The 12,269-nt window shown below is 65.0% G+C and carries 10 protein-coding genes; 8 read left to right on the forward strand and 2 right to left on the reverse strand.

Annotated features, from left to right (window positions below; translation table 11 throughout):
* The first annotated feature begins 71 nt into the window (after positions 1–71).
* From G5A46_RS19000 to G5A46_RS19025, 6 genes are all read left to right on the forward strand, one after another.
* A complete protein-coding gene (locus tag G5A46_RS19000) occupies positions 72–2,219 on the forward strand; it encodes a TonB-dependent receptor (RefSeq protein WP_163852107.1) in 2,148 nt (715 codons plus the stop codon).
* Complete coding sequence (locus G5A46_RS19005) at positions 2,203–3,237, forward strand: siderophore-interacting protein (protein WP_239521120.1); 1,035 nt, start codon at positions 2,203–2,205, stop codon at positions 3,235–3,237. The genes G5A46_RS19000 and G5A46_RS19005 overlap by 17 nt, the downstream gene beginning before the upstream one ends.
* 331 nt (positions 3,238–3,568) lie before the next feature.
* Positions 3,569–4,357 (forward strand): FadR/GntR family transcriptional regulator, encoded by a 789-nt coding sequence (locus G5A46_RS19010; RefSeq protein ID WP_204318814.1) that lies wholly within the window; start codon positions 3,569–3,571, stop codon positions 4,355–4,357.
* A gap of 52 nt (positions 4,358–4,409) precedes the next feature.
* Positions 4,410–5,366 (forward strand): C-terminal binding protein, encoded by a 957-nt coding sequence (locus tag G5A46_RS19015; RefSeq protein WP_163852111.1) that lies wholly within the window; start codon positions 4,410–4,412, stop codon positions 5,364–5,366.
* A 37-nt stretch (positions 5,367–5,403) separates the two neighbouring features.
* Positions 5,404–6,249 carry a fumarylacetoacetate hydrolase family protein gene (locus G5A46_RS19020; RefSeq protein WP_163852113.1) on the forward strand — a complete coding sequence of 282 codons (846 nt, stop codon included), beginning with the start codon at positions 5,404–5,406 and terminating at the stop codon, positions 6,247–6,249.
* A 4-nt stretch (positions 6,250–6,253) separates the two neighbouring features.
* Positions 6,254–7,687: a hypothetical protein gene (locus G5A46_RS19025; protein ID WP_163852115.1), complete on the forward strand. Its 1,434-nt coding sequence runs from the start codon at positions 6,254–6,256 to the stop codon at positions 7,685–7,687.
* Positions 7,688–7,740: 53 nt separating this feature from the next.
* Here the strand turns inward: G5A46_RS19025 and G5A46_RS19030 are convergent, their stop codons facing one another.
* Together G5A46_RS19030 and G5A46_RS19035 are read right to left on the reverse strand one after the other, a co-directional pair.
* The gene (locus tag G5A46_RS19030) at positions 7,741–8,031 is read right to left on the reverse strand and encodes a putative quinol monooxygenase (RefSeq protein ID WP_163852117.1); all 291 of its coding nucleotides are present in this window, start codon (positions 8,029–8,031) and stop codon (positions 7,741–7,743) included.
* A gap of 70 nt (positions 8,032–8,101) precedes the next feature.
* Positions 8,102–8,986 (reverse strand): ABC transporter substrate-binding protein, encoded by an 885-nt coding sequence (locus tag G5A46_RS19035; protein WP_163852118.1) that lies wholly within the window; start codon positions 8,984–8,986, stop codon positions 8,102–8,104.
* A 225-nt stretch (positions 8,987–9,211) separates the two neighbouring features.
* On the opposite strand from G5A46_RS19035, the gene G5A46_RS19040 reads away from it, so the two are divergent.
* Both G5A46_RS19040 and G5A46_RS19045 read left to right on the forward strand, forming a co-directional pair.
* On the forward strand, positions 9,212–10,216 hold the full coding sequence (locus G5A46_RS19040) for a TAXI family TRAP transporter solute-binding subunit (protein WP_163852120.1): 1,005 nt from the start codon (positions 9,212–9,214) through the stop codon (positions 10,214–10,216).
* A gap of 81 nt (positions 10,217–10,297) precedes the next feature.
* Entirely contained in the window at positions 10,298–12,232 is a 1,935-nt protein-coding gene (locus G5A46_RS19045; protein WP_163852122.1) for a TRAP transporter permease, read from the forward strand.
* Positions 12,233–12,269 lie beyond the last annotated feature (37 nt).

Raw genomic sequence — 12,269 nt, forward strand, 5'->3', positions numbered from 1 at the left:
TTGTGTCTATATCCGCGCAAATCGCCAGCTCTCCGCCAGCCGATATACTTTTTCAGGCTGGAGGCGGCGCAATGGGCCAATTCAAGACAATCACATGGCTTGCAGGGGGCATCTCTGTCCTGGCCGTCAATGCAGCGCTGGCGCAGGATGGCGACGTTTTCGCGCTTGACCCGGTGTTCGTCTATGGCGACCGCGCCGCCAGCGAAGCGGGGCAAAGCGCCAATAGCGTGGCCGTCGTCGATGCGCAGGCGCTGGACCAATCCACCATCACCACCTATCGCGACGCCTTTCGCACCATGGCCAATGTGCAGGCCGGGGATTTCGTCGAAAGCGGGTTCATCATCCGGGGCGTGAACTCTGAAGGGCAGACCCCCGGCGGGCTGGGCACGCCGCTGGCCTCCTACTACATCGACGGCGTGCAACAGACGGTCGAGGGCACGCGCCGGGGTCCGCGCAGCGTCTTTGACGCCGAACAGCTGGAGGTCTATCGCGGTCCGCAATCCACCCTCTCGGGCCGGTCCGCATTGGCGGGGGCGATGTATCTGCGCACCCGCGACCCCGATTTCAGCCGGTCGGGCAAGGCCTATGTCGCCTATGGCGAGAACAACCGCAAATCCGTCGGACTGGCCTTTGGCGATCAGTTGGCGCCGAACCTGGCCTATCGGATCAGCGGCGAATATTTCTCCAAGGACAACGACCTGAACTACCCCTCCTACCGGCGCTTCGACCGCTACGGAGAGATCGCGACCGAAGAATACTGGACCCTGCGCGGCAAGCTGCTGTGGCAACCGGCGGGCGATGACAGCACCAATGTCCTGCTCAGCTATTCGCATTCCTACGACAGCCCGATCCCGGATGACGTGGCCGGCCCGTCCTGGTCGACTGCCTCTACCGGCTATGACGCCCGGCGCGGCGACATCTGGGGCACTATCCTGCCCGATTTCTACACCGTCGCCGTGTCCGAATTCCCCGCCTTTCAGGATGTGCGCAAGACCACGGTGGACAATGTCGGCCTGGAGGTGACGCACAAGATCAGCGACAGCCTGACCTTTACCGCGCAGACCGGCTATTCCCACTCTGTCACCGAACGCCATTCCATCAACGAGGGCACCGCCGGCGAATTCCTGACCGTCGACGGGGAGTTCGATCAGACGCTGATCACCCAGGAATTCCGCCTGAACCACGAGGAACCGGGCCTGCGGTGGGTGGCTGGCCTGTATGCCGGGCAGGAGGATCAGGGCGCGTTCCGCGATGCGACGCTGCCCAACTTCTCCACCTTCATGCCGGAAAACCAGTACAGCCGGAACAGCGCGGACCTGTTCAACCTCGCCGCCTTTGGCGAGGTCGCCTATGAATTCGCCCCCAGCTGGACGGTGATCGCGGGCGGGCGCCTGGATTATTTCGACCAGACGCAAACCGCGTCCCTGACCACCAATGGCGTGCTGACCTCGCAGACCAGCTCCAGCTTTTCCGACACTGTGTTCATTCCCAAGATCGGGCTGGAATATGCGCTGGCCAATGATGACCGCGTCTCCCTGATCTATCAGGAAGGGTATCGCCCCGGCGGATCCGGCATCCTGGCCGCGACCGGCGCCGCCTATACCTATGACGCGGAGACGGCAAAGACGCTGGAACTGTCCTATCGGGGGCGCGCACTGGAGGATCGGCTGCGGTTCGCTGGCAACGTGTTCTTTCAGCAATGGGACAACCAGCAGGTCGAAATCGGCAGCTATCCCGACAATTACGTGGCCAATGCCGGGCGCTCCGAATCCTATGGTGCGGAGCTGGAGCTGGAATACACCGCCTCCCAACGGCTCAGCCTTTACAGCTCCATCGGGCTGCTGAACACGGAGTTCAAGGATTTCTCGGCCGGTGGCATCAATTATGCCGGCCTGTCCTTTCCCAACGCGCCGGAAACCACGCTGGCCCTTGGCGCCCGCTGGGGCGGCGACACCGGCTGGTTTGCCCTGGGCAACGTGAAGTTCACCGGTGCCTCCATGTCGCGGCTGGAAAACGGCGTGGCCCGGCCCGCCACGCTTGAGGCCTATACCACCGTCGACGCCTCCGTCGGCTATGCCTGGGACAACGGGGCCAAGCTGACGGTATATGGCACCAATCTGTTCGATACCGAGTATTTCACCTATGAAAACGGGCCGGGCGTACTCGCGACGCTGGGGGATCGGCGCGAAATCGGGGTGCGTTTTGACTACACCTTCTGAGACGATGCACACCGCCCGCGCCCTTTTGAACGTCCCGTCCAGTCGCGCGACGCCGGGGTTCCGCGACTTTGCCGCGCAACGCGGCCTGTCGGTGGAAAACACCGCCACCGGAACCACGATCCGCATCGGCGTGGGCACCGTGACACTGGCCGAAGCCGACGGCCGCACCGCGTTGCACATTGCCTCTCCCGAGGCGGTGAACCTGCAATTGGTGCGCGATGCCGTAGCCGCCCGCGTGGCGGACCTGGGCCTGACCCTCGACTGGCAGGACAAGACCGCGCCGGGCCGTCCCGCCAACCTCAGCCTGGCGCAGGTGACGGAGGTGCGGCGCCTGACGCCCAGCTACACCCGCGTGGTGATGGAGGGACCGCAGCTGGCGCGTTTTGCCACCGGGCCGATGCATTTCCGGCTTCTGTTCGGCCCGGACGGGGCCGATTGGCCGCATACGGATGCGGGCGGCGTGACCCAATGGCCCGGCGGGGCGGCGGCCTGGCACCGTCCCGTCTACACAACGCGCAGCATAGACGTCGCGCCGGACGGCGTGGCCCGCATCGCCTTCGACGTCTTTCTCCATGCCGGCGGGCGGGTCACCGAATGGACCCGGACGCTGACACCGGGGGCGGAGATCGCAGTGACCGGGCCGGGTGGCGGCCGGGGACCGGCGCCTGCGGGCTGGCACCTGCTGATCGGGGACGAGACGGCCGTGCCGGTGATCGCCCGCATCCTGACGGAACTGCCCGCCACCACGACGGGAACCGCGCTGCTGTTCGTGCCTGACGCCGGCGATGCGCAGACGCTGGATCACCCGCCGGGCGTAAAGGTGCACTGGATCCTGCGCGACGGCGCGCAGACGCCCCTGTCGGCCCTGCGCGCCCAGACCCTGCCCGACGCCGATCGCTTCGTCTTCTTTGCCGCCGAGCGGCAGGAGGCGCTGGCCGCCCGCGCGCATCTGCTGGATCTTGGCCTGGCCAAGACGGAGTTCCAATCCGCAAGCTACTGGTCCGCGCCCGAGGACTGACCGCCCCGCCCCCCCCCGGCGGGACAGGCGCGCGCGCCATGCAGGCCCGACCTGCCGCGCATTTCGGATCTCGGCATTCCTGTCACAGGCCCCTGGCGTTGCCGGGGGCCTTTTCACGTCTGGCCGCCGGGCCTGTCGAAGGGGCGGTGGCGGATAGGCGGGTCTCGACTGGTTCGAAAAGGGGCATTTGACGCATGGTTCAGCATCCGGATGATCAAACCGGCAGCGCCTCCCGCAACAAGGAGGCGTTGACCCCACTGAACCAGCGGCCTAAACTGAATTGGCCTTACCATTTTCACATAGGCAGAAACCCAGCCGAAGGAGGTTCGCCATGAAGGATCCGCGACCGATGAAGATTGAGCCTCTGAAGCGCGAAGGCCTGGCCAGCATGGTCATCGCCAAGATCCTCGAAGAGGTGAAGATGGGGAATCTGTCGAAGGGGGATCGGCTTCCCTCGGAACGTCATCTGGCCGAGATGTTCAATATCAGCCGCCCCACCATCCGGGAGGCGCTGCGCGGGCTATCGCTGCTGGGGGTCGTCGAATCCAACCATGGCGGCGGGGTTTTCGTGACCTCGCTGGAGGCGAGCAACCTGCTTCAGCCTCTGTCCTTCTTCCTCGCGCTTGAAGGCGCGGCGGTGGAAAAGCTCTACGATGCGCGGCGCCTGATCGAGGGGGAGCTTGCGGCACTGGCCGCCCGGAACGCCACTCCCAAGGATGTCGAAGTCCTCAGAAAACTGATCGAGGACCAGGGCAGAAAGCTCGGCAATGCGGAGGCCTATCGCCTGGTCGACGCCGAATTTCACCAATGCCTCGCCCAGTTGGCGCAGAACCCGTTTCTGGCCCGCGCCGCCGAAAGCCTGTTCGAACTGGGCAATGATTTCCGCAAGATCGCCTCGGAAAGCAGCGAGGTACTCTCCGGCTCGGTGGCCGATCACAATGCCATCCTGGATGCGGTCGCCGCCGGCGATGCGGAGGGGGCACGGGTCGCGATGGTCGCCCATATGAACCGCGTGTTCCGGACGACCTCCATGTTCATCGAAACCCAGGATGACCAGCGCGGGACGCATGCCGGTGGTGCCGCTGGTGCGGCGCGGGACACGACGGTGACGAACTTTTGAAACTCAGACTAGAGGTACATGCACAGTGTCGGAACAACCAATACGGAATGTCGTGGTCACGGACTACACATTCTCCGACCTTCTTCAGGAGACCGCAGCGGCGGAATCGGTCGGTGCGCGGCTGAGCGGTCACCAATGCCAGGATACCGGGGAGGTCGCGCGCGCCGTCAAGGGCGCCGACATGGTTCTGGTCCAGTTCGCACCCCTCGACGCCACCGCCATCGCGGGACTGGCCGAGGGCGCAGCGGTTGTCCGCTACGGGATAGGCTATGACAACATCGACCTGAAGGCCTGTGCGGCGCGCGGCATTTCCGTGGGCTACGTCCCCGATTATTGTGCGGGTGAAGTCGCGGATCATGCCGCGTCGATGGTGCTGGCGATGCACCGCAAATTGCCCCAGCTTGACGCATCCGTCCGCCGGGACGAATGGAAAAGCGTGGAGATCGCCAGGCCCATCCTGGCGTCCGAGGATGTCACGGTCGGGTTCTTCGGCTTTGGCAACATCGCCCGAAAACTGCGCGACCGGCTGGCGCCCTTCGGCTTCTCCTTCGCCGTCTCCGATCCCACGCTTGACGCGGCGCAGGCTCAGGCGGACGGCGTGACGCTGATGTCGGCCGATGCGCTCTTTGCGCATTGCGATGTCATCAGCCTGCACGCCCCCGCGACGCCCGCGACCAACGGCGTGGTGAACGCCGAAAGGCTGCGGACGATGAAACCGCACGCCGTCATCGTCAACACCTCCCGCGGGAGCCTGATCGACGAGGCCGCGCTGGCAGAGGCGCTGCACGCAGGCACAATCGGAGGCGCCGCGCTCGACGTGTTCGAGAAGGAGCCGCTGCCCCCGGCCTCACCGTTGCGCAACGCGCCGAACCTGCTGCTGACCCCGCATTCCGCGTGGTATTCCGAAGCGGCGATCGGCCTTCTGCAAAAGCTTGCCGGTGACGACATCGTCAATCACCTGTCGGGCCGCCCCCTGCGCAAGCCGGTCCCCACGCTCGCCGGCGCATGACCCCCCACCAAGACACGACAACAAAGAGGTTCCCGCCATGAAATTGCTCCGCTATGGCCCCGCCGGATACGAAGTGCCAGGCATCATCGGTCCGGAGGGCGAAATTCGCGGCCTCTCCGGCCATGTCGACGATATCGGTGCCGCGACCCTGTCGGATCAGGCGCTGGACGACATCCGCACCCTGGACATCGCATCCCTGCCCCGCGTGGAAGACGGCGTGCGCGTCGGTCCCTGTGTGGGCGGCATCGGCAAGGTGGTCTGCGTGGGGTTGAACTATTCCGACCACGCGGAGGAATCCAACCTGCCCGCCCCGGCAGAGCCAATCCTGTTCATGAAGGCCACCAGCGCCGTTTCGGGCCCCAACGACCCGATCCGCATTCCGCGCGACTCGGAAAAGACCGATTGGGAAGTCGAACTTGGCGTGATCATCGGCCGGACGGCCCGCTACGTGACCGAAGACGCCGCCCTGGATCATGTTGCCGGCTATTGCGTGGCCAATGATGTCTCCGAGCGCGCGTTCCAGAACGAACGCGGAGGACAATGGGTCAAGGGGAAATCGGCCGACAGCTTCGGACCGCTGGGCCCCTGGATGGTCACGCGCGACGAAGTGGAGAACCCGAATGATCTGGCGCTCTGGCTGGAGGTGGATGGCCATCGCTACCAGAATGGCACCACGGCCCGGATGATCTTTCCCGTGCCGTTCCTGATCTCCTACATCAGCCGGTTCATGACGCTTCAGCCCGGTGACGTCATCCTGACGGGCACCCCCGCCGGCGTGGGGATGGGCCAGACACCCCAGACCTTCCTGCGGCCCGGCCAGCGCGTGACGCTGGGGGTCGACGGGCTGGGCCGGCAAAGCCAGCTCGTGGAAGCCGGAGAGTGACCATATGACGGCGGGGGACGGCGCGCCGCTGCGCGCGCGCCCCGACCTGCACGCCGGCGGTGCGCTAATGGCGACCACGGTGGCGGTGATCCTGTCGGAATGGGTCGGCGGCACGGGCTTTGCGCTTGCCTCTGCCGGGTTCCTGATCATGGCGTTGGCCCTGCTGGCCCTGCGCGTCCGCCTTGTGCACCGGGCCTTTCTGGCGATCGGTTTCGTCCTCGTCATCCTGGCGATGGCAACGCTGCCGGATTGGCCCGCGCTGTTGCGCCGCGCCTTCGGAAGCGCCAGTTTCATCGTCGCCTATTTCGTCGCGCTCCTGTCGCTCAGGGTCGCCGCCGGGGCCTCCAGCGCCATCGCCGAATGCGGGCGCTTCCTGGGCGAACAGCCGCCCGGGCGCCGCTACCTGGCGCTGACCGTGGGCGGGCAGTTGTTCGGTCTGGTCATCATCTACGGCGCAATCTCCGTTCTGGGTGCGATGGTGCAGACCAGCACCCTGCGCGAACCGGACACCCGGCTGCGCAAGATCCGCCTGCGCCGCATGTTGCTGGCGATCCAGCGCGGGCTGGTCTCCATCCTGCCCTGGTCGCCCGTGGCCTTCACCCTGGCGGTCACGATCCCCCTTGTCCCCGGTGCGACCTGGGGCAGCGTGGTGGGACCGTGTTTCCTGAGCGGCCTGATCCTGGTGAGCGTCGGCTGGGCCGTGGACACACTCTTCGAATGGCGTCCCCCGGCCCGCCCGCGATCCGCATCCCCACCGGCGCCGAATCTGGCGACCTGGATGCGCAAGATCGCTCCGCTGCTGTTGCTGTTGTCGGGGCTGGCGGTGGTGTTCGCCGCCCTGATGATCATATCCGAGGTGCGCTTTCAGGGGATCGTGATGGTGGCCGTGCCGTTCATCGCGTTGTGCTGGATGTCCGCCCAGATCGTCGTCGAAAACGGCCGGTTCGACATGACCGGCCTGGGACAGCGCTGCCGGGCCTTTGTCGGTGTCGACCTGCCCGAAGCACGGGGCGAAGTGGTCCTGCTGGCCATGGCGGGGTTCATCGGCAGCCTGGGGTCCGGATTGCTTGGCCCCCTGGTGGCAGAGCTGGACCTGTCGGCGTTGCCCCCCGAACTCCTGCTGCTGAGCCTGCTTCTGTTGATCCCGTTCACTGGCCAGATCGGCATGAACCCGATCCTGACGGTATCGCTGATCGCCCCGCTGCTACCCTCGGCCGAGGTCATGAACGTGTCGCCCGTGGCCGTGGTCGTCGCCATCACCGGCGGCTGGGCGCTGAGCGGCGCGACCTCGCCCTTCACGGCCTCCACGCTGCTGGTCGCCTATTTCGGCAATGTCCGCGCGGCCCGCGTGGGGTTGGTGTGGAACGGGCTGTTCCTGCTCTTCTCCATCCTGGCGCTCGCGGTCTGGATCCTCGTCGCGATGCGGCTCTGGCGCTGAAAAGTCCGGGGGCCGGGACGATTGCGGCCCCCGGATCTGTGTCCGGTGTGGACTCAGTTCTGCAAGGTCACATCGACCCGATGGCGCGACTCCACCATCTTCTGAATCGCGGCGCCGAAATCCTTCATGTAGGGCATCGCCGCGTGCTCCTTCAGGGCCTCGGGGCTCTTGAACAGCTCATAGAGGTAGACGGAATTCGGATCGTCATCCGGGCGCAGCACATCGCAGCGCAGGCAGCCCTCTTCCGTCCGCACCTTGGCGGCATGGCCGATTGCGGTTTTGACGAATTCCTCGATCTGCTCGGCAGTGCACGAGAATTTCACAACGATTGCTTTTCCAGACATTGGTCTCTCCTGGTTTGAAATGATGGGGCAAAACCCCGCGGCATGCCGCGGGGCCTGGTCGTGGGGTCCGTCAGGCGGGCGGTGCGGCGACGACCTCGGCCTTGCGATGATCCGTCGTGTTGCGGCCCGCCTGCGTAAAGGCCGCATGGGCTGCCGCGTAACTCTCGTCGTCGATCTCGACCGGGCCAAGCCAGGTTCCCACGTGTTGATAGGCCCGGACGGCGGCGCGCAATTCATCGGTGCCGATGTCGGGAAAGACCTTGCTGATCAGTTGCGTCACATTCTCCACCGGCTGACTGGCCACCCAGTCCCGTGCCTTGGCATAGGCCCGCGTGAACCGCACCGCCACGTCGGTGTTCAGAAAATCCTGCGTCGCGCGCAGGCTGCTGAACGCAAAAAGGCCGGAAGCCGTGCCGCAGGAGGCAACAACACGGCCGTGCCCCTCGATTTCGAGCTGCTGTGCCGCCGGCCCCTGAAGGTGGGCGAAATCGCCTTGCCCCTCACGGAACGCTGCCAGAATGTCAGGTTCCCCGCCAACATCCATCAGATTGATCGCGCCGTGGTCGATGCCCTGGCTCTGTGCCGCATGGCAAAACCCGACGTAGGGCTGCCGGCCATGATCGACAAGCGCGTCCGCCCCCGCCATCCGGTCCCAGCTGAAGGTCGCGCCGGTATCGCGCCCCACGATGAAAAAGCCGTCGCGGCGATTGATGGTGCAGAAATGCCGCAGGGGCAGCACCTGGCCGCGCTCCCTCTCGTCCCAGCTTGCGCTGACGGCGGATTGAGCAATTTGGACCGTACCGTCCAGCAAACGTTCCGTGCATTGCGCGGGCGGGGCGACGCAATATTCCGCCGCAATGCCCTCATCCTCCAGGAACCCACCCGCGATGACCGCGTGAATGGGGCTGTAGAACGCCGAATGTCGCGTTGCCGCTATGGTTATCTTGTCGCTCATGCCGGGTCGGCCTCCTCTCCTCTGAACGTCTCTCGCAAGCCCGCGAAATCTCGCGGGCCAGCGCCGTGTTGATCGCCGTCGGCGTTTCTCGCCCCGGCAAGACTGTTGACGAAGATACACACCCTCAGCATATTGGCAATTGGCCTGACCACTTTTTTAGTCGAATGAAACAGGTCGGAAGCCGCTTCGGAGGGGGCGGCTCCTCAAGACATCAGGGAGGAACAGATGAAAAAATTTGTACGAAGCTCGGCCAAGGTCGCATGTGCCGCCGCAATCGGGATCGCGTCGTTCGGCAACGCCGTCGCCGCGCAGGGCTGGGACGCGGTCTTTGCCAGCGGCTCCGTCGGGGGGACCTACAACATCGTGGTCACAGCCGTGGTCGAAAAGCTCAAGTCGGATTACGAAGGCGTCAACATCGACATCATTCCGGGCGGCTCGCTCAGCAATTCCATTCGCCTCGGGCGGGGGGAAGTCCCGCTGGCGATGATCACCAGCCTCACGGCGCAACAGGCCTACGAAGGCGCGGGCGATCCGCGCCTGGTGGAAATCGGGCCGCTCAGCGACATGCGCGGCGTTGCCTCGATCTACGACCAGCACTTCCAGGTCGTCGCCCGCGCGGATTTCGAGGCCGATACCTTTGCCGAGGTGATCGAAAACAAGATCCCGGTGACCATCGTCCCCGGCGGGCCGCGTGGCCACTTCGGGGTGCAGGCAACCAATGACCTGCTGCAAACGACCTATGGAATCACCTTCGATGACATGGAGGAATGGGGCTCCCGCGTGGTCTACGCGGAATTCGCCGATGCCACCTCGATGATCCAGGACGGGCAGGTGGACCTGTTCACCCCGCTGACCGCCGCGCCGAACAGCAGCATCCTCGACCTTGCGAATTCCCGCGACATCAAGCTGCTGAGCTTCAACGACGAAGAGCGCGAGAAGATGCTTGCGCGGGGCTATACCAACGTCGATCTGCCGGCGAACACCTATCCCGGCCAGACCGAAGCGATCCCCACGATCGGGGCGTCCTCCGCGTTCTACGCCCGTTCCGACACGGACCCGGCGCTGGTGGAGGCGATCGTCGATACGCTGATCAAGCATGTCGGCTCCCTGAAGGAGACGCATGTGCGGCTGAAACAGGATTTCGACCCCGCCACGGCCCATGAAGGCATGGGCGTACCGCTTCATGAAGGGGCGCAGCGCGCCTACGAGAAGGCCGGTTACTTGAACTGACCCGAAGACGCGCCTCCCCTGCCATTCCGCGCGGGAGGCGCGTCGCCCTTTTTCAGAACTCTTCCAATATCAGGAAAACTGATGGCCCAGCTTCCTAACGCCGAGTGCAGTCCAGACCCGTCAACCGAGGATGTCCCACGCAGCTGGCGCCGCGCGGTTCTTCTCATCAGCGCCATCGCGGTGACGATGGGCAGTTTCCACATCTACACAGCCGGGTTCGGCATGCTGGAGCCAATGCTCCAACGCAGCCTGCACGTGACCTTTGCGCTGGTCCTGGCCTTCCTGATCTATTCCCCACCGCAGAAATTCGCCCATCCCGGTGAAATCACCTGGTCCGGCTATGTGCTGGCGGCGCTGTCGGTTCTGCCGATGCTCTGGCTGTATCTGGATTACGACCGGATCCTGAACCGGATCGAATATGTCGACCGACTGACCACGCTGGATCAGATCATGGCCGTGCTCCTTATCGCGCTCATCGTCGAGGCGGCGCGCCGCGTGATCGGCTGGGCCATGGCGATTGTCGTGCTTGTGGCCATCGTCTACGCCTTCGTGGGACCATGGCTGCCCGGCGGGCTCAGCCATCGCGGGCTGAGCTGGCAGACCTTCCTCGACCAGCAGGTCATGACCATGAATGGCGTCTTCACCACGCCCATCGCGGTCTCCGCCACCTATGTCGTGATCTTCATCATGTTCGGCGCCTTCCTGGTGAAAACCGGGATGGGCGAGACCATCATCAACATGGCGCAGGCCTTTACCGGCCATACCAAGGGCGGCCCGGCCAAGGTCGCGGTCATTTCCAGCGCCTTCTTCGGCTCGATCAACGGCAGTTCCGTGGCGAATGTCGTGTCCACCGGCTCCTTTACCATCCCGCTGATGCACGGCATCGGCTACAGGCCGCATTTCGCCGCCGCGGTAGAGACGGTCGCCTCGGTCGGGGGACAGTTCACACCGCCGGTCATGGGCGCGGCGGCCTTCATCATGGTCGAGATCACAGGCATCGGCTACGGCACCATCCTGTTGGCCGCCACGATCCCGGCGATGCTGTATTTCGCTGCCGTCCTCTTTGCCGTCCACCTGGAGGCCGGGCGCCTGGAATTGCCGGTGCTGGAAAAGAAGACCTGGGCCGAGGCAGGGCGGATCATGATCGACATGATCCCGTTCCTGGTGCCCGTTACGGTGCTGATCTACCTGCTGATGGACGGCGCCTCCCCGATCAAGGCCGGGTTCTGGGCGCTCGTCTCTCTCTTCGTGACCGCGATGGCGCGCAAATCCACCCGGCTCAGCGTGAAGGGCATCCTCGAAGCATTGGAAGTCGGCGCCCGGAATGCGGCGCTCATCGCCGTTACCTGCGCGGCGGCCGGGATCGTCATCGGCGTCGTCAACGGGCTTGGCGTCGGCGTGAAGTTCGCCAGCACGATCCTGTCGTTCTCCCAGGGGATCCCCATCCTGGCGCTCGCATTGGTGATGGTGGCCTCGATCATTCTCGGCATGGGCCTGCCCACCAGCGCGGCCTACGTGATCGTCGCCTCTGTCGCCGCCCCGCCGCTGGTGGAGCTTGGCCTGTCCCAGCTGGCGGCGCATATGTTCGTTCTGTTCTTTGCCTGCCTATCTTCCATGACACCACCGGTGGCGATCGCCTCCTATGCGGCCGCCGGCCTTGCCGGGGCGGATCCGTCACGCACAGGGTTCACCGCGGTACGGATCGGCCTGGCCGGGTTCCTGATCCCCTACCTGTTCGTGTTCTCGCCCGCGCTGCTGATGGACGGTAGCGCGTTCCAGATCGCGATGGCCCTCACCACCGGTCTCTTCGGCGTCGCCGCCCTGGCGATCGCAACCATCGGCTGGGCGTTCGTGCCGGTGAACTTCGTGATGCGGCTGATCATGGGCGGGCTGGGGATGTGCATGCTGACCCCGGGGATGATTTCCAATTCCATCGGCGCAATCGGGGTAACGGCCTGCCTGGTGTATTTCCACCGGACATCCCGCGCCGCCCAGAACGAACAGAAAACCGCATAGGCCCGACGGGGGGCACAGATCGTGCCCCCCTTCTGCC

Origin of the sequence: Pseudooceanicola aestuarii, from assembly GCF_010614805.1 — a bacterium.
In the GTDB taxonomy this organism is placed as follows: Bacteria; Pseudomonadota; Alphaproteobacteria; order Rhodobacterales; family Rhodobacteraceae; genus Pseudooceanicola; species Pseudooceanicola aestuarii.

Bases quoted from the DNA above. Each gene is read 5' to 3' on its own strand.
- G5A46_RS19025 (WP_163852115.1), top strand. From the start codon at position 6,254: ATGACGGCGGGGGACGGCGCGCCGCTGCGCGCGCGCCCCGACCTGCAC.
- G5A46_RS19030 (WP_163852117.1), bottom strand. From the start codon at position 8,031: ATGTCTGGAAAAGCAATCGTTGTGAAATTCTCGTGCACTGCCGAGCAG.
- G5A46_RS19020 (WP_163852113.1), top strand. From the start codon at position 5,404: ATGAAATTGCTCCGCTATGGCCCCGCCGGATACGAAGTGCCAGGCATC.
- G5A46_RS19045 (WP_163852122.1), top strand. From the start codon at position 10,298: ATGGCCCAGCTTCCTAACGCCGAGTGCAGTCCAGACCCGTCAACCGAG.
- G5A46_RS19035 (WP_163852118.1), bottom strand. From the start codon at position 8,986: ATGAGCGACAAGATAACCATAGCGGCAACGCGACATTCGGCGTTCTAC.
- G5A46_RS19010 (WP_204318814.1), top strand. From the start codon at position 3,569: ATGAAGGATCCGCGACCGATGAAGATTGAGCCTCTGAAGCGCGAAGGC.
- G5A46_RS19000 (WP_163852107.1), top strand. From the start codon at position 72: ATGGGCCAATTCAAGACAATCACATGGCTTGCAGGGGGCATCTCTGTC.
- G5A46_RS19040 (WP_163852120.1), top strand. From the start codon at position 9,212: ATGAAAAAATTTGTACGAAGCTCGGCCAAGGTCGCATGTGCCGCCGCA.